The following is a 17,464-nucleotide window of genomic DNA, read 5'->3' as shown; positions in this document are numbered from 1 at the left end:
TAATGTTTAATGTTGGTGCTGGTAGCGACTGAAACCTGGGCCATAGGTTGCTAACAGGTTTTGCGGTGAAAGGGCAATTTCCGGCTTACCAGTACAAACAATGCTTTGGTTAAGACAAAGCACGCGATCGCAATGGCGATTTACCATATCAATATCATGAGAAACTTGCAATACCGTCCAACCTTCCTGCCGCTTTAATTCATTTAGCAAAGCATAAAAATCTGCTGCACCTTGCACATCAACACCAGCAAAGGCTTCATCTAGTACCAAGAGTTTCCGAGGCATTACCAAACAATAAGCCAATAAAACCCGCTTGAGTTGACCACCGCTAAGAGTACCAATAGCTTGATGCTGTAAATGATAAGCATCGGTTCGCCGTAAAGCTTCTACTACTGCTGCCGATTTTTCTCGGTCTTGTCTCCACAACTTTGAGAAAAATAAATCTCCCCTTTTCCCTTCCTTAGCCCATCCCAGTCCCACCAATTCGCTGACAGAAATCGGAAAGCTACGGTCAAAAATGAAGTTTTGCGGCATATAGCCTAACATATGACGTAAACGCCCCAGCCTTGCAATTGGACGCTCCAAGATTTCAATCGTACCAGCACTTCGAGGTATCAAATCTAAAACCGCCTTTACCAGGGTACTTTTACCAGCACCATTGGGGCCAACTATGGCTGTATCTGTTCCTGGCAACAATTCAAAGGAAACATCTCGAACAGCTAGATAGCTGCCTTGATAGACAGTTAATCCTTCTACTTTCAAAATAGCAATGTCATTAGTCATTAGTCATTAGTCATTTGCAAAAGACAAATCTATTTACACGCCATTTCTAGAGTTTGCAAGTTAGCTTTCATCGTCTTAAAATAATGTTGCGGATCTGTTTTGCCAGTTTCCAGAGAATCCAGAGGACGCAAAGTTAACTTCAAGTCTTTGGAGAGGCTGATCAGCAGTTTGTTATCTACTCCTGGTTCGCTAAATAAAGCTTTAACTTTGTACTTTTTCACGGCATTGACTGCATTTTGCACATCCGTTGGTGAAAGTTGGTCTTCGGGAATTTGTACCACAGCAACTTGCTTGAGATTATAGCGTTTAGCTAAATATGGAAAGGCATCATGAAAGGTAATAAAGGTGCAACTAGGAGTTTTCTGCAAAGTCTGCTGAAATTCACTGTTTAAACTTTCTAATTCTTTAATATAAGCCGCAGCATTGGCCTCATAAGTAGCTTTGTTCGCGGGGTCAGTAGCAATTAATCCATCCCGAATATTTGTTACCTGCTGTTTTGCCAAAACTGGATCTAACCAAACGTGAGGATTACCTTGGGCGTGTTCATGATCCTGGTCTTTTTCCTCTTTGGCCGTTTTCACAACAGGTGAAATTTCATTTAAGGGTTTGATACCTTTACTAGCATCAATTTCAGTCAATTTGGGATTTTGGGCATTTTTGACAGTAGCTTCGAGAAATTCCTCCAAACCTAAACCATTTTTGACTAACACATTGGCAGTAGCGATCGCTTTGACATTTTCTGGTGTCGCTTGATATTCATGTACCTCCGTACCAGGTGGCACTAGAATTTCTACATCTGCGACATTAAGAGCCACTGCCTTAGTAAACAAATATATCGGCAAAAATGTTGTTACTACTTTAGTTTTTCCCGACTGTGCCGGTGGGGTAGAGGCAGCTTCTTGTGCTTGCGGTGACTGTTCGGAAGTTGTTCCCTGATTCCTATTCGATTGACTACAGCCAGTAGCCATTGACAACATCAGCACAGCAATTATGGGCAAGATGCCGCTTGTTTGTCTGCTTGTTCTAAATCCTCTGCAATTCACAATCACCGTGTTTTCTCCTCAAAACAGATGCTTGCTCTGCTTGTGTCACAATTCCTATTGACGATGAAACCTATTCTCCATTTTATACTATAATAATTCTCATTCTCATTTAATCCACATAATATCATTCTAGGTTTCTTGTGTAATGAGTAACAACAAAACTTTTTCAGACAGTACAGCCCTCTGCAATTTAGTTTTCCCTGAATAATTAGGATTTCTTGACTTTTATTGTTAAAAAATTTGCTTAATTCTGATAAAATTACTGATAAATATTCTCATGAATACACGTTTAAAAAAACGTGGTTTGGGTGTGAATTGGAGATAAGTGTGAGGAGAAAAATGCAAAAATTCTGTAAATATCTGCTAGTTAGTCCAGCAATCTGCGGTGTAATGCTATTTGTGAATACTGCTACATTTGCAGGTGAAATATCCAACACGTCTGAAATCAATCAACCGCAAGTTTTAGCTAATCCAGACACAAGAGCTACGAACATAGCGCCAGATCAGACAATGGCGCAAGTTACCTCCGTGTCTCAATTTTCCGACGTACAACCCACTGACTGGGCATTCCAAGCATTGCAGTCCTTGGTTGAGCGCTATGGCTGTATTGCAGGATACCCAAATAGCACTTATCGCGGTAATCGGGCATTAACGCGATATGAGTTTGCTGCTGGTTTGAATGCTTGTCTTGATCGCGTTAATGAACTTATTGCTACAGCCACTGGCGATTTAGTTAACAAACAAGATTTAGCCACATTACAAAAGCTGCAAGAAGATTTTTCACCAGAACTAGCGACACTCCGAGGTCGTGTGGATGCAGTAGAAGCACGCAATGCTGAATTGGAGGCAAATCGGTTCTCAACCACAACCAAACTAAATGGGGAAGTGGTAATAGCGATCGCAGATGTTATCAGTGGAAATACAGTTAACGGTCAAAAAGTCAACCAAAATACTGTCCTTGCAGACCGGGTGCGTCTGAACCTCGACACCAGTTTCACTGGTAAAGATTTACTCAGAACACGACTTCAGGCAACAAATCTAGACCCCTTCTCTCAGACTGCCACCTTTACACCAGAAGGTGACTTCCGATTTGCTGGTGGTAACAACAGTAATGGAGTTGTGATAGACGCACTGTTGTATCAGTTCCCTCTCGGTAATAAAACAGACATCATCCTGGAAGCAAATGCAGGTGCAATTGATGATTTCACTAACACAGTCAACCCCTACCTTGATGGGGACGGCGGTAGCGGTGCCCTTTCCCATTTTGGGACTCGCAACCCAATTTATTATCTAGTCAATGGTACTGGTATAGGAGTCAAACACGAGTTTAGTGATCAGCTGGAACTAAGCTTCGGGTATTTAGCAAATGATGCTGCTAACCCTCAGCTAGGCTCTGGACTGTTCAACGGTGCTTATGGTGCTATGGGGCAGTTAACTGTTAAGCCTATCAACCAAATTACCCTTGGTTTGACATACATTAACGCCTACAAAAATACTTTTTTTGCCAATGGTAGTGGTGGTAGCAATAACGCTAATGACAACATATTACAGAATGCTTCTAGTAACTCCTACGGTATAGAAGCATCCTTCCAACCTAGCTCAAAATTTGTGATTGGCGGTTGGGCTGGCTTAACCAAAGCTCGCGTCCTTTCAGTTGGTGATGCTGACATCTGGAACTATGCCGTCACACTGGCTTTCCCGGATCTTGGTAAAACAGGTAACATTGCAGGCATTATTGTGGGTATGGAACCTAAAGTTACCAGTGTGAGCAATTCTCTCAGCAATGCAGGTATCAACAAAGATCCAGATACTTCATATCACATTGAAGGTTTCTATCAATATAAGCTCAGTGACAATATCAGCATTACCCCAGGAGTTATCTGGTTGACAGCGCCAGATCATAACAACGACAACGATGATATCGTCATTGGTACAGTCAGAACCACATTTACTTTCTAATTTTCCCAATCTTAGCTAAAAACGCAAATTAGTTTTTTGCGTCTTTGCTTTTTGGAATGATATCAAAATAAAAACCCAGCAAAAAATGCTGGGTTTTATATCTTAAAAGGAGACCGACATTATGAGTTTTTCAAACAATGTAAATAGATGATTTTAAACTAACTTTGATTTCCGTTTCACAAATGAACCAGCACTCATAACACCGAACGCTAGCAAGCCTAATGTTGCAGTAGGTTCAGGGACACTAGCTAGTCTGTAGCTATGGTTATCAGTTTCAAATGCAATACCAGATGAGCTTAAAACTACTTTATCAAAAGTCTGTCCCGGATCTGCTAGGAAATTAACGAAAACATTGTCCTGAGGACTAGTCTGATTACCGCTAGCAGTAGTTCCAGGAACTTGGCTGCCAGTAAAGGTATTCAACAGAGTACTGCCGTTAAAAAATGCGATCGAATTATACGTGTCAACTGAACCCCAGTGCAAGCCAAAGTAATCAAGTGCTTGAGCAAAATTAATCGTCACAGAACCAGTGCTGCCTGCAACGTTGGAGCCTATGGGAGAAATAGTTAAATAGTTGCTTTCATCACCAAATGGTGCAGCATATTGACCACCTACGCTTCCTTGAACTACCGTGGGAGTACCAGAAGCAGAAGAGTATTTAGCAAATCCACTGGTCGGTGCGCTGCCACTTTCAAAAGTAACTGTATTGACTCCAGGAACAGTAGAGAATATCCCAGCTGGAGTAGGAGTTGTGCCTCCTGTAGTCAGAGTAATAGCGTTAGCTGGGTTAGCACTCATGAAAACAACTGCTGTTCCAACTAAGGCTAATGATAGTTTTTGCAGAGTAGACATTGATTTATTTCCTTAAGCATTTGATACCCATACTTTGGCATATTGTCCTGGTATTTGTGTAGTAGATAGGAATCATTTTTATCAAAACTATTTATTTATCCAATAAATCTGAAGATGGCAAAAAGCTATTTAAAATAGGGATTTAAACACAATTACCTCATAATACACCTACATATATATACGTGGTTAAATATTAAAATTAGATAATTATTGAACATGGTATCTGCAACTCTGCCGTCACACTGGCTTTCCCGGATCTTGGTAAAAAAGGTAATATTGCAGCATTATTGTGGGTATGGAACCTAAAGTTACCAGTGTGAGCAATTCTCTCAGCAATGCAGGTATCAACAAAGATCCAGACACTTCATATCATATTGAAGGTTTCTATCAATATAATCTGAGTGAGAATATCAGCATTACCCCAGGAGTTATCTGGCTAACAGCACCAGATCATAACAATCAAAACGATGATATCGTCATTGGTACAGTCAGAACCACATTCAGTTTCTAATTTTCCCAATCTTTGCTGAAGACGCAAATAATTACAGCAGTTTTCATGTATTTGAACCACATCTGTCGTAGGGGCACAGCATTGCTGTGCCCGTAGAGCGTGGTCTATTTACCTGAAAATAGCTGTAATTTGCGTCTTCGCTTTTTGGGATGATATCAAAATAAAAACCCAGCATTTTTTGCTGGGTTTTATATCTTAAAATGAGAAGGATATTGTTAGTTTTTCAGACGGTGTAAATAGATGATCTTAAACTAACTTTGATTTCCGTTTCACAAATGAACCAGCACTCATAACACCGAACGCTAGCAAGCCCAATGTTGCAGTAGGTTCAGGAACACTAGCTAGTCTGTAGCTATGGTTATCAGTTTCAAATGCAAGACCAGTTGACCTCAAAACTACTTTATCAAAAGTCTCTCCTATACTACTATTTGCTAACAAATTAACATAAACATTATTTGCACTACCACTCTGTTCACCATTGGCTGGAGCGCCTGGAACATCTGCGCCACTAAATGTTGCTAGTTTATTACCTCCACTATAGACATCCACAAAGTTATATGTGTCTATTGACCCCCAGTACAAGCCAAAATAATCAACAGCCTTAGCAAAGGTAATAGTTTCATCACCAGTGTTTCCTGGAATGTTCTGACCGTTAGCTTGGACACCTTGTGGCGCAACCGTTAAGTATTTGGTGGTATCACCGAAGGGGGTAGCATATTGACCACTTACACTCCCTTCGACAATTCCATTGGTTGCAGAATAAGTAACAAATCCGTTTGGATCAGTTGCTGTCCCGGAATTGAAGTTGATCGTTGTAGCTCCTTGAATATTAGTATATTGACCTTCTCCTGGAACAGGTGTGGAACCTCCTTTAGTCAGGCTAACAGCGCCAGCTGGGTTAGCACCCATCAAAACAACTGCTGTTCCAACTAAGGCTAATGATAGTTTTTGCAGAGTAGACATTAATTTATTTCCTTAAGCATTTGATACCCATACCTTGGCATACCGTCCTGGTACTTGTGTAGTAGGTAGGAATCATTTTTATCAAAACAATTTATTTAGTCAAGAAATCTGAAGATGGCAAAAAGCTATTTAAAATAAGGATTTAAACATATTTATCTCATAACTTATCTAAACATATATACGCAGCTAAATATTAAAACTAGATAATTATTGAACATGGCATCTGCAACTCTGCCGTCACACTGGCTTTCCCGGATCTTAGTAAAAAAGGTAACATTGCAGGCATTATCGTGGGTATGGAACCTAAAGTTACTAGTATCAGCAGTTTTCTCAGCAATGCAGGTATTAACAAAGATCCAGACACTTCATATCACATTGAAGGTTTCTATCAATATAATCTGAGTGACAATATCAGCATTACCCCAGGAGTTATCTGGCTAACAGCGCCAGATCATAACAATCAAAACGATGATATCGTCATTAATACAGTGAGAACCACATTCACTTTCTAATTTTAAAATTCCTAAAGAAGATGCAAATTTATCTTTTACGTCTTTTGTTTTTTGTGTGATTTCAAAAATAAAACCCAGCAAAAATGTTGGGCTTGATATTTCAAAACAATATACAAATTCCAGGGCTATTTCATTCTCATTTAGCCCGCGACCAAAAGGAGAGATAACAGTCTTACACTTTTTTAGTATGGTTCTAAATGGGGGAAATTCCTGAAGCAGCTATGTTTGCACACCAAATGCCTCTGAATCTACACCCCAATTTACCCAGCGAATTGCCTCACGCGCTGATTTCATCTCAGGTGGAACACGCAAGGCGTGAATGAATCCTGTACTAGGGCAAGTCATTTTTAATAAATAAATAGGCTCGATATCCACATTATTATCAATTTTTAATAGTGTATATTCTTGCCAGTTATCTAATTCAATAGCTTGTAGTTCTTGGCAAATTCGGGCGTAACCAATACCTTGAATTAACACTCGGCGTAATTCGGCGTTTCCCTCTGATAAAAGCCATTGAGATTGCCATTGCTGCGGGTGGATTTAACCGTATTTTTCAGGCAAGGTTACACCGTGGTAGGAGTAGAGGCTAAACCCATCAATAAATTCAATAGCGGGTTCGCCTTCAGCGTGGAGGCAATTTTGATTGTCGAAGCGCAGGTGAAGGGGGCGATCGCAGACAATTGCTACTTTTTCAAAAGCAAAAATCCAGCCACATTCTGTAATTAATGATTGATAGTACTGGAATTTTTTGACATCATAATCAAAATTTAATGCTCTAAAACAAAAATCTAATACACTAGTTCCTATAGCCTTTTTATCCGGTTGCCAGCATTTGCAATAAACATTCTATATACGAAATTCTAAACGTTTTTTTAGAGAAGCCCGTAATCGCTTTCCAATTCGGTTATTTAATTTTATCCAAATTTGATTTCGTAACTTTTCATTGATTTTGATAAGGAGTCCGGGCTTTAGATGTCTATAGAAGAGTATACCTTCATTATCCCAACGTTTACTATCCAATTCCAGGTAAAAGCTACTGTATATATTAATATCTGGTATTTCCTGAAATATTGGCGACTCTATTAATTCATTAAAAAAGTCTATTTGCTTAACTATCGGTTCTGGCAGAGGTTGAAATACTTGCTGCCACTTTGGTATTCGGCTTACAAATGATGTTTTTCTGCTTACAGATGAGTGATTTAATCTACTAATAGTTGATCGTTCAATTTTCTGCCTTAATTGGTCAATTTGATAGTCAGTTTGCTCCAGAAATATTTTACAGAAAGCAGCACACGGACTATCACAAAAAATAATCTCAGGTTCTTCAAAGCCAAAAGCAGCATAGGCAACTTTTACCGCTTCCGCAGCTTTATCTTTATCAATTCGCTCAGTTGAAAGCGCCATTTTCTGCCACTTCTCTCGATAAACTGGAATTAAAGCTTCTTGCTCAAACGTTAACTTTTCAATCAACGACATATCGCCAACCTTCAGGCTCGTATTCCCGCTGAATTTTTACCATCCAATCACCTTGGGGAATAGAAATAGCTTTATGCTCCTCATGAGCTAGCAATGCCGACTCTGAAAACACACGTAAAGAGAGTGTGCTATCTTTTTCGTATAATTCTGCGTTTCCCTCAGTAATGCAATGTTTATGCCCCGTAACTTCGCCTTCTGCCAAAGTTAAGTGAGGTATTTTTTGTCCTTCAATTTGCTGCACAGGCACTAAGATTACATCACCTTGACGAATCGGTTGCATGGTTTTGCTTTCCTGACATGGGTACAAACCCCACTTCGCTTTTGCTCTCAAGTTTGGTTTAATTTTGGCACAAGCTTTATGAAAGTGGGCATTGGGCATTAAGAAAACTTTTCTCTAGTCCCCAGTTCCCAGTCCCATCATTGACAAAAGATATTGTCGTATTACACTTCTTGCGGGGTATTTTGAAAACTGTAGTCGCCAATTATGCGTTAGATAAGTTAAAGATTGAAATAGCTGGAAATTCACACCCAGCGTTACCCTCCCCTATCCTCTGGGAAAGACTGGGCCCTAAGTTCAGTGCATTTTCTCCCAAACAGGCAGTTTATGTGAGGATTAAATCACCGCCCTAAGCGTGACCTTTTATCTTGACAATTTGTAAAAATTACCTCAATTTGACTGTTTAGCTTAGCAGCTATTCTTTTTTTGAAATTTCCATGTCAACTCTCGTCATCGTCGAATCTCCAACCAAAGCTCGTACCATTCGCAACTACCTGCCATCAGGCTATCGGGTGGAGGCGTCTATGGGTCATGTGCGTGACCTCCCCCAGTCGGCTAGTGAAATTCCCGCTGCCGTCAAGGGGGAAACATGGGCGCAGCTAGGGGTAAATGTGGACGCCGACTTTGAACCGGTATATGTTGTCCCGAAAGACAAAAAGAAAATTGTCACCCTGCTCAAAGAAGCCCTCAAAGATGTAGATGAACTGATTCTGGCAACGGACGAAGACCGGGAAGGTGAAAGCATTAGTTGGCATTTATACCAATTGCTCAAGCCGAAAGTTCCGACTAAGCGGATGGTGTTTCACGAAATTACCCAAGACGCAATTAAAAAAGCGTTGAAAAACTGCCGCAATATCGATGAGCAGTTGGTTCGCGCCCAAGAAACACGGCGGATTTTAGATCGGCTGGTGGGCTATACCCTGTCTCCCTTGCTATGGAAAAAAATCGCCTGGGGATTATCTGCTGGGCGAGTGCAATCTGTAGCCGTGCGACTTTTAGTCACTAGGGAACGCCAACGCCGCGCTTTCCATGAGGGTACATACTGGGATTTGAAAGCCAGTTTGTCAAAGCAAAAAACCCCATTTGGTGCCCAGTTGGTAACATTGGGAGGAACCAAAATCGCTAACGGCAGCGATTTTGACGCAGCGACCGGACAAATTATCGCAGGTCGCAATGTCTTGTTGCTCAACGAAGAACAAGCGGTAGCCCTCAAGGAACGTCTGACTGGGAAAACCTGGAGTGTTAACGACATCGAGGAACGCCCAGTGACGCGCAAACCGTCGCCACCGTTCACCACCTCGACGTTGCAACAAGAATCTAACCGGAAACTGCGCCTCTCAGCCCGTGACACGATGCGGGTTGCCCAGAATTTGTACGAACAAGGGTATATTACCTATATGCGGACAGATTCGGTGCATTTGTCAGATCAAGCGATCGCAGCTGCTCGTAGTTGTGTAGAAAAGCTCTACGGTCAACAATACCTCAGTCCCCAACCTCGGCAATACACCACCAAATCCAAAGGCGCACAAGAGGCGCACGAAGCAATTCGTCCAGCAGGTAGCAGCTTCCGCACCCCCCAAGAAACTGGTTTGGGTGGTCGGGAACTTGCCGTTTACGATTTGATTTGGAAGCGGACTGTCGCCTGTCAAATGGCTGATTCTCGCCAAACTCAAATTACCGTGCAATTACAAGTCGAGGACGCTGGGTTCCGTTCTTCTGGCAAACGGATTGAATTTCCAGGATACTTACGTGCCTACGTCGAAGGTTCAGACGACCCAGAAGCAGCACTGGAAGACCAGGAAGTAATTTTGCCGAATCTGAAAGTCGGAGATCATCCGAATTGTACGGAACTAGAAGCAGTTGGGCACGAAACCCAACCACCAGCTAGATACACCGAAGCTACTTTGGTAAAAACCTTGGAAAGCGAAGGTATCGGTCGTCCCAGTACCTACGCCAGCATCATTGGCACGATCATCGACAAGGGTTATGCCCATTTGGTGAGTAACGCTCTCATTCCTACCTTCACCGCTTTCGCCGTCACCGACTTGCTGGAAAAACATTTTCCGGACATCGTTGATCCCAGTTTTACCTCGAAGATGGAACAAACCCTTGATGACATTGCCACAGGTGAAGCGAAATGGCTACCCTACTTGCAGCAATTCTATCTGGGAGAAAAAGGGCTGGAAACCCTAATAAAAGAACGGGAAAGTCAAATTGATGCCACCAAAGCTAGGACTGTAGAACTGGAGAATCTAGATGCCAAAGTCCGCATTGGTAAATATGGCCCCTACATTGAAGTCGAAAATGGTGAGGGGGTTATCACCGCCTCAATTCCCAAAGACCTGACACCAGCAGACCTCGACCCCAAACAGGTAGAAGTATTGCTGCGACAAAAAACCACAGGCCCTGACCAGGTAGGTCGGCATCCCGAAACTGGCGAACCGATTTATGTGAAAATTGGTGCTTATGGGCCCTATGTCCAATTGGGTGACAAAACCGACGAAAACCCCAAACCGAAACAAGCTTCCCTACTCAAAGGCGTCACCCCGGAAACCGTTACCCTGGAAATGGCTGTTGGTCTGTTGGCATTACCCCGGACATTGGGAGTTCATCCAGTCACTGGCGGCAAAATCCAAGCAAGCTTGGGGCGCTTTGGCCCTTATGTCGTTCATGACCAGGGTAAGGAGGGGAAAGACTACCGTTCCCTAAAAGTTGCTGATAATGTATTGACAATTAGTCTAGAGCGTGCATTGGAATTGTTATCCGAGCCAAAAAAGGGACGCAGTTCCACCAACAGCAAGTCCAAGGCAGCTTTACGCGAATTGGGTCCACATCCAGAGGACGGGGAAACAATTAACATCTACGATGGCCCCTATGGTCCTTACATCAAGCATGGCAAAACTAATGTGAGTATCCCAGAAGGTCAATCGGTAGAAGATTTAACCCTGGCTGCGGCGCTGAACTTGTTGGCAGCTAAGGCATCGACCGGGAAATCGACTCGCAAAACGAGTAAATCAACGACTTCCAAATCTAAATCAACTGCTAAGTCATCAACGACCGCTGCGAAAAAAAAGGGCGCAGAAAGTTGACAGCAAGTCAAGAGTCTAAAGTCCGATCCTGAACTCTTGAACGCCAGTTGTACAAGTCGGAAAACCCACCCATGCGACTGGCTCCCCTTGACCCTTGATATCCATCCTTGATAGGATGCAGTTCGGTAGGTTCAAGTGTGATACTGTAAAAAGTAAGGGAAAACACAACGCCAAATTTTAGAAGTGGCTTATGTCCCAAATAGGGGATTGTGTCTGTGCCCGGTTGAAAGCCAGAGGTGCGAAAATATGCCATTTTCTGCGTACCTGTTAATCAAAAATTGAGGTAGTATCTCAGGAGCGGTCAGTTCATGGACTATATAGAAAAGGTGCTCGAAAAGCTTAAGGAATTAGCACGTAGGCTAATTGAGAGCCTGTTAGGGCCAGAGGCTGAGCCGGAACCGGAACTGATTCCGATTCCTGTCAACGATCACTCGCGTCGTCGCCACTAGCCTGAAAGTGCTGAACTCAACGTTGCAACCCTTAAGCATTCTGGCACTGCATGGGCCAAACTTAAATTTGCTAGGACAGCGAGAACCAGGAATTTATGGTTCGTTGACACTAGCTGAAATTAACCGCCTGTTAGAAGAAGAGGGATTCAAATTACAGGCGAAAGTTTTTCCTTTGCAGTCAAATCATGAAGGAATTTTGGTAGATACTATTCATGGCGCATTAGGAGTATATCAGGGAATTTTGATTAATGCAGGGGCATATACTCACACAAGTGTGGCATTGCGAGATGCGATCGCTGCTGTTAACTTGCCCACAGTAGAAGTACATCTGAGTAACATTTACCGCCGGGAAGATTTTCGCCATCATTCGTACATTGCCCCAGTAGCGCTCGGACAAATAAGTGGTTTTGGCGGACAAAGTTACTTGTTGGGCTTACAAGCATTAGTAAATCATTTAAGAAGCATATAAGCATGAAAAACGAATTGATTTTAGAGTTTAGATTTTGGATTAAATTCTTCAATCCAAAATCCAAGTTGCGTTTCCAGCGCAACTTTGGTGTGATCTAAAATCCAAAATTGTATGCGTTACTCCCCTATAAGTCGGTTTAAAGGTACTTTACTCGGAGCATTCCTGGGGGAAAGTTTAGCCTCTGGTGGTGAAATACAGTTTCAGAGTTACCCAGATTTGGGCAGAATGGCGGTTTTGGGTACCCAGAGTTTGATTGCGTTGGGTAAATTAGATTTAGATGATTGGATAAGACATCAGCAACAAGAATCTCTTCATTTAGCAGCAACTGATGACATCTCAATAAAAATAATTATTGCCACACTACCAGTAGCACTTTTTTTTCACGAAAATCCAATTAAGCTCCGACAAAACTTGCTGCATGTGCTAAAAATCTGGGAGGATGACCCAGTAGTACGGGATGGAACATTAGCAGTAGGATATGCGATATCTCTTGCTCTAACTGAAAAACTCGACCCCCTAACCCTCATCCCGCAAACAATTTCTTTTCTCGGAGAAACACCGACATCAATACCAAAAAATTTATTAAGAGTTCAGAATTTATTAGAGCAAGGGGCTGGATTGTCAAGGGCGCAAGCTGAGTTTGCTAGGGAAGAAAAACTCAGTAACACTATTGCTATGGCATTTTATTGCTTTTTGAGTACCTTGGAAGACTTTCGCCTTGCCGTTTTGCGGGCTACTCACAATGGCAATTCTAAAGTGCAAGATGCTGTGCCTATAAACTCAGTGGCTACAGGTGCAATTACTGGTGCTTTATCAGGAGCATATAATGGTACAGGTGGAATTCCCGTAAATTGGCAAGTCTTGTTTTTGCAGAAGAATTCTCCAGCATGGGGACTAACTAGCTTTTCCCAAATGTTAAAATTAACCGATGCATTTGTGGCGGTGTGGTCAGGAGTGTATGAGCTTGCACCAAATCCAAGGGAGTTAACAGAGGAGGGATGTGAGGTGGCTTTGCTTTCAGTTTACGCAGCTCCTCGCGTTATTCGATCGCGTTAATCCTATTTTCACCGAACAACGGTGCGGGTGCCAAACGCTAAAGACTACACAATCTAGCCAAAAACTAAAAAACTTACTAGTACATCTGGGCAAAAATCCAGCTACCATCTCAAACAAAACAAGTTGCTGTGAGCAACTGGTTAAAGGTAAGTAAGTGGGCAAGAATAAATCAAACTATATTACGCAATGTAAAATTAATTAAATTAGCTATTAGTAAGGGCTTCAGCCTTTAAAATAGGTCTGGAGCTGCTTAATATAAACCTTTTATTATTCACGCCCACTTACTTAGGCAAACTAACGCCATAGTGTACTAGTCTCATATACTAGAATTTTTCAGCAAACCCTCGGACTGATTCTGTCGGTAGCTATTGTGGCAAATTGGCAACAAAAAAGCCCCCGCCATTGTAGTTACAGCAGATGCAGATTAAACTTCCCTGATGATTGTCTTTTTTTGAGCTATCAAAGTCGGCAATTGCAGGCAGAGATAATGAAAATGCAGCAATTTTTGCAGTTCTTGACCCAGCAATTGACTCACTGGCGGCGACAGTACAAAGGACTACGCCGTAAGGGAAAGTTAATCAGAAGTCCCAAAGGCAAAAGCCATAGAAGGGAACTTCTAAGGACTATGTTCAAGAATGTATTCCTGTTTTTATCAAAAACCAATGACAAAAGCGTAGGCGTAGCCAGCCGTAGGCATCGCCAAAAACAAGAAAGAGCGCTCAAGTCAAAGGCAAAATCGGTCAAAACTAAGAGTAATATTTATGCAGTCGGTTTAGATTGGGCACATGAACAGCGTTCCTCGGTGATTTTGGCGATCGCTATAGTGTCCCTCACAGGTATTATTGGACATAAATTATACAACAAAACCCAAATCCAAGTAGGAAATCCCGCGCCCCAGACCATTAGAGCGCCTTACACAGCTAGCATTGAAGATCAGAAAAGAACAGAAGCCGAGCGCAAAGCCGTCAGTAAAAGCTCCTTACAAATGTTGATGGTTGATGCGCGAATGAACGAACAAATCAACAAAAATTTGCAACAACTTCTGGATCATGGCAACGAAATTCGCAACGTTGCTGGAGCTTTTCCTTTTTTTGATCCTGTAGTTTTGTCCATCTCTACCCAGCGTTACCTCCGTTCTTGTCCTGACTCGGAATGGCAAGCACTGCTATTGGCTATAGAAAATAGTAAAAATCAGCAGAAGAAAGGAACACGACAAACCGCCGCTTCATCTGGTTCATCATCTATAGCTGCACCTAATCAGGAACGCCAGCCGCGCATAACACCAGCCAAATCTGATTCCCAGAGTTCACAGGTAAGGCCACAGAAGACAGAGCCAGTTGATTTTTCTCAAAACACTGACTTTACTAAAGCAGAAGCAGAACTAAAATCTTACCGTGTCACAACTTCTGAGAAAAACTTGTCCTTACTAATTGCCGAAATTTCCCAAGTACGCCAAAGATACACCCAAGCCACTGCCAAACTTTTAAAGTTGAAAACTGTTAGCCCAGAAGCAATATACGAGGAATCCCTGCTTTTGGATTTGTCAAATGTGGAGTGGGAAAAAACACAAATGGGAATCCATCAGAGTACACAGCGGATTCTCACCCAAGGCATCCCACAGGGACTGCCAAAAAATATCTTACAGGATGCGGTGAGTTTACAATTGCAGACCTTTGTACCAGAAAACGCCGAAACTTTGGCAAAGAACCTGTTGTTAGCTGTACTCAAGCCGAATCTGCAAAAAGATGAAGAACAAACCAGACAAAACGCTCAAAAGGCTGCTGCTGGTGTGCCACCCGTGATAGTGAAAATACGGCATGGTGAGGTAATTGTCAAAAAAGGAGCGCAGATTACTGCATGGAACTTTGAGGTGCTGGAGCATTATCACCTGATTCGCCGGGAGGTGAAATGGCAGGGGTTGGTGAAGTTAGGAGGCCTTATTGCGATCGCCATTAGCATTTTTGTCTGGGTAGAACGACATGTCAATTACGAATTGCGACAACGCGATCGCCTATTGGTGCTATTGCTGACTCTGAGTGTGCCAGGAGTGATCACGATCGGATTGCCTTATACCACCTGGAGTGCCCTTGGCTTATTGTTGGGAAGCTTCTACGGTCCCACCTTGGGGTTGACAGTAGTCGGACTGCTGTTGCCGATATTAGGCATTAGCTTTGATATGAGCAAGGCTGCGCTTTTAGCTGGTGTAGGGGGAGGAATATTAGGTAGTTATATAGCACAACGATTGCGATCGCGTGAAGAATTGGCATTATTGGGTGTTGCGATCGCCTTAACGCAGGGCGGCATTTATCTGGTTGTTAAAATCTTAATTGGTCAAGCATTTGGTTCAACCTGGTATATCGTCCTCCGAGAAGCCGGATTGTTTGCTTTATCCGGTTTAGGCTGGAGTATTGTAGCCTTAGGCTTGAGTCCTTATCTAGAAAAAGTTTTTGATTTAGTCACGCCAATCCGCTTGGCAGAACTGGCAAACCCTAACCGTCCCTTATTGAAACGACTCGCTACTGAAACTCCTGGAACTTTTCAACATACGCTGTTTGTGGCTACCCTTGCCGAAGCTGCTGCCAAAGAACTAGGATGCAACGTTGAATTAGTCAGGGCTGGAACATTATATCACGATATTGGTAAAATGCACGACCCCCTTGGCTTTATTGAAAATCAAATGGGGGGGCCGAATAAACACGATACAGAGATTAAAGACCCTTGGAAGAGTGCAGAAATTATCAAAAAACACGTAACTCAAGGGTTAGTAATGGCGCGTAAACACCTTTTACCTACAGCGATTCAAGCTTTTATTCCAGAGCATCAGGGAACCATGCTGATTGCCTATTTCCATCATCAAGCCCAGCAAATGGCTCAGTCAGATCCAAGTTTAACAGTAGACGACGCAGATTTTCGCTACGATGGTCCAATTCCCCAATCACGGGAAACCGGAATTGTGATGTTAGCAGATTCTTGCGAAGCGGCGCTGCGATCGCTGCAAGCATCAGCGTCAGCAAAGCATGTGGGAGAAAAGCGATCGCTCAAAGATGTCTCCAGCGAACAAGCTTTAGCAATGCTCAATAATATTCTGCGTGCCAAATGGCAAGACAATCAACTCGTTGATTCAGGACTAACACGAGAAGAAATGTCAAAAATTGCCCAGATATTTGTGGATGTTTGGCAGCAATTTCATCACAAACGGATTGCTTATCCGAAGTTAAAGGCTAGTAGTGCTGCGCGTAATTCGTAATGCGATGTCTACGACGGGCTACTCCTACGCACTTAAAACCCGAAGAAATTATTAGGAGTTAAACAAAAATGGCTACTTTAACTATTCGTTTACCAGACGAAAAACACAACAGATTAAAAGAACTTGCTCAAGCCAAAGGCATAAGTGTAAATAAGCTGATTGAAGAACTTTCCACCATAGCTCTAGCAGAATTTGATGCCAGTACAAGATTTAAAGCAATGGCTGCAACTGGGAACCCAGAAGAAGGCTTAAGGATACTGGCTAAACTTGATGCTCTGACAGAATAAAAATAAGGCAGAATTACTATTTCTAGCAAGTTCAGCCATCCATTTTTTGGTTCCAAATATTCCATTCATCAAAGCAGGAATACTCAAATCTACATCTAGGGTTTTCCAGTGTAATCCTTCACCAGAAAATGTTACCTCTACTTCTGCTAAATCCTTGATCGAAGCACCCGCCAGTCCTTGTCCTACCTCTGAAGGGAACCCAAACATACATTTGTTAGCACAGTTGTTTAGGCATGGAATTTGCCCAGATGGAAATGAAAATCGTGCTTTCCACACTGCTTCGCCATTACGACTGGACAGTAAAACCGGATTATTCTGCGATCGCTCCAGTTTGTCAGCCTTGTAAAATTAAAGATACTCTACAAGCATATATTGAGCCTTTAGTGATAAAGCATCCCTTAGAGCTGATTCGTAAACAAAAGCTTAAGATGCCATTCGCCTGACCATAAGACGAATCAATGAGCCATAAATCATTGCTTCACTTAACTCGC

At 42.4% G+C, this 17,464-nt stretch carries 15 protein-coding genes and 4 pseudogenes; 10 read left to right on the top strand and 9 right to left on the bottom strand.

All coding sequences use genetic code 11. The annotated features are described in order from the left end of the window. Window positions 1–6: 6 nt before the first annotated feature. Window positions 7–783 carry a metal ABC transporter ATP-binding protein gene (locus tag V7K85_RS06795; protein WP_334812067.1) on the bottom strand — a complete coding sequence of 259 codons (777 nt, stop codon included), beginning with the start codon at window positions 781–783 and terminating at the stop codon, window positions 7–9. Window positions 784–812: 29 nt separating this feature from the next. Further along, window positions 813–1,760, bottom strand: coding sequence for a metal ABC transporter substrate-binding protein (locus V7K85_RS06790; protein WP_334812340.1), 948 nt, complete (start codon window positions 1,758–1,760; stop codon window positions 813–815). 405 nt (window positions 1,761–2,165) lie between these two features. Here V7K85_RS06790 and V7K85_RS06785 point away from each other — a divergent pair, with 405 nt between their 5' ends. Then, on the top strand, window positions 2,166–3,785 hold the full coding sequence (locus V7K85_RS06785; RefSeq protein WP_334812064.1) for an iron uptake porin: 1,620 nt from the start codon (window positions 2,166–2,168) through the stop codon (window positions 3,783–3,785). 153 nt (window positions 3,786–3,938) lie between these two features. On the opposite strand, the gene V7K85_RS06780 is transcribed toward V7K85_RS06785, so the two are convergent. Next, the gene (locus V7K85_RS06780) at window positions 3,939–4,637 is read right to left on the bottom strand and encodes an Npun_F0296 family exosortase-dependent surface protein (RefSeq protein ID WP_334812063.1); all 699 of its coding nucleotides are present in this window, start codon (window positions 4,635–4,637) and stop codon (window positions 3,939–3,941) included. Between the two features lie 221 nt (window positions 4,638–4,858). Between V7K85_RS06780 and V7K85_RS06775 the strand changes: the two are divergent. After that, window positions 4,859–5,148 (top strand): annotated as a pseudogene (locus V7K85_RS06775) (iron uptake porin); the annotation flags it as partial. A 246-nt stretch (window positions 5,149–5,394) separates the two neighbouring features. Here the strand turns inward: V7K85_RS06775 and V7K85_RS06770 are convergent. Beyond that, on the bottom strand, window positions 5,395–6,111 hold the full coding sequence (locus V7K85_RS06770) for an Npun_F0296 family exosortase-dependent surface protein (protein WP_334812061.1): 717 nt from the start codon (window positions 6,109–6,111) through the stop codon (window positions 5,395–5,397). Window positions 6,112–6,332: 221 nt separating this feature from the next. Between V7K85_RS06770 and V7K85_RS06765 the strand changes: the two are divergent. Further along, window positions 6,333–6,623, top strand: a pseudogene (locus V7K85_RS06765) (iron uptake porin); the annotation flags it as partial. Between the two features lie 219 nt (window positions 6,624–6,842). On the opposite strand, the pseudogene V7K85_RS06760 reads toward V7K85_RS06765, so the two are convergent. The 3 genes and pseudogenes from V7K85_RS06760 to V7K85_RS06750 all read right to left on the bottom strand — a co-directional run. Continuing rightward, a pseudogene (locus V7K85_RS06760) lies at window positions 6,843–7,421 on the bottom strand (DUF6745 domain-containing protein); the annotation flags it as partial. A gap of 48 nt (window positions 7,422–7,469) precedes the next feature. Beyond that, the gene (locus tag V7K85_RS06755) at window positions 7,470–8,099 is read right to left on the bottom strand and encodes a hypothetical protein (RefSeq protein WP_334812059.1); all 630 of its coding nucleotides are present in this window, start codon (window positions 8,097–8,099) and stop codon (window positions 7,470–7,472) included. Then, entirely contained in the window at window positions 8,086–8,478 is a 393-nt protein-coding gene (locus V7K85_RS06750) for a hypothetical protein (RefSeq protein WP_334812057.1), read from the bottom strand. The genes V7K85_RS06755 and V7K85_RS06750 overlap by 14 nt, the downstream gene beginning before the upstream one ends. Window positions 8,479–8,813: 335 nt before the next feature. On the opposite strand from V7K85_RS06750, the gene topA reads away from it, so the two are divergent. Continuing rightward, complete coding sequence (gene topA, locus V7K85_RS06745) at window positions 8,814–11,465, top strand: type I DNA topoisomerase (RefSeq protein ID WP_334812055.1); 2,652 nt, start codon at window positions 8,814–8,816, stop codon at window positions 11,463–11,465. A gap of 7 nt (window positions 11,466–11,472) precedes the next feature. Here the strand turns inward: topA and V7K85_RS06740 are convergent, their stop codons facing one another. After that, on the bottom strand, window positions 11,473–11,718 hold the full coding sequence (locus tag V7K85_RS06740; protein WP_334812053.1) for a hypothetical protein: 246 nt from the start codon (window positions 11,716–11,718) through the stop codon (window positions 11,473–11,475). 73 nt (window positions 11,719–11,791) lie between these two features. On the opposite strand from V7K85_RS06740, the gene V7K85_RS06735 reads away from it, so the two are divergent. From V7K85_RS06735 to V7K85_RS06715, 5 genes are all read left to right on the top strand, one after another. Beyond that, complete coding sequence (locus V7K85_RS06735; protein ID WP_334812365.1) at window positions 11,792–11,914, top strand: hypothetical protein; 123 nt, start codon at window positions 11,792–11,794, stop codon at window positions 11,912–11,914. A gap of 22 nt (window positions 11,915–11,936) precedes the next feature. After that, window positions 11,937–12,383: a type II 3-dehydroquinate dehydratase gene (gene aroQ / locus V7K85_RS06730; protein WP_334812338.1), complete on the top strand. Its 447-nt coding sequence runs from the start codon at window positions 11,937–11,939 to the stop codon at window positions 12,381–12,383. A gap of 111 nt (window positions 12,384–12,494) precedes the next feature. Continuing rightward, window positions 12,495–13,439 (top strand): ADP-ribosylglycohydrolase family protein, encoded by a 945-nt coding sequence (locus V7K85_RS06725; protein ID WP_334812051.1) that lies wholly within the window; start codon window positions 12,495–12,497, stop codon window positions 13,437–13,439. Between the two features lie 487 nt (window positions 13,440–13,926). Then, window positions 13,927–16,686 (top strand): HD family phosphohydrolase, encoded by a 2,760-nt coding sequence (locus tag V7K85_RS06720; protein WP_334812049.1) that lies wholly within the window; start codon window positions 13,927–13,929, stop codon window positions 16,684–16,686. Window positions 16,687–16,754: 68 nt separating this feature from the next. Next, entirely contained in the window at window positions 16,755–16,973 is a 219-nt protein-coding gene (locus tag V7K85_RS06715) for a toxin-antitoxin system HicB family antitoxin (RefSeq protein WP_334801597.1), read from the top strand. On the opposite strand, the gene V7K85_RS06710 is transcribed toward V7K85_RS06715, so the two are convergent. Continuing rightward, entirely contained in the window at window positions 16,935–17,180 is a 246-nt protein-coding gene (locus V7K85_RS06710) for a DUF2442 domain-containing protein (protein WP_334812048.1), read from the bottom strand. The two genes, V7K85_RS06715 and V7K85_RS06710, sit on opposite strands and share 39 nt — an antisense overlap. 23 nt (window positions 17,181–17,203) lie before the next feature. On the opposite strand from V7K85_RS06710, the pseudogene V7K85_RS06705 reads away from it, so the two are divergent. Continuing rightward, window positions 17,204–17,416: pseudogene (locus tag V7K85_RS06705) on the top strand (cytochrome P450); the annotation flags it as partial. Between the last annotated feature and the right edge of the window lie 48 nt (window positions 17,417–17,464).

It is taken from the genome of Nostoc sp., assembly GCF_036917615.1.
Classification (GTDB): domain Bacteria; phylum Cyanobacteriota; class Cyanobacteriia; order Cyanobacteriales; family Nostocaceae; genus Nostoc.
Note: the sequence above shows the minus strand (reverse complement) of the source record. Positions and strands in the feature narration are given on the sequence as shown.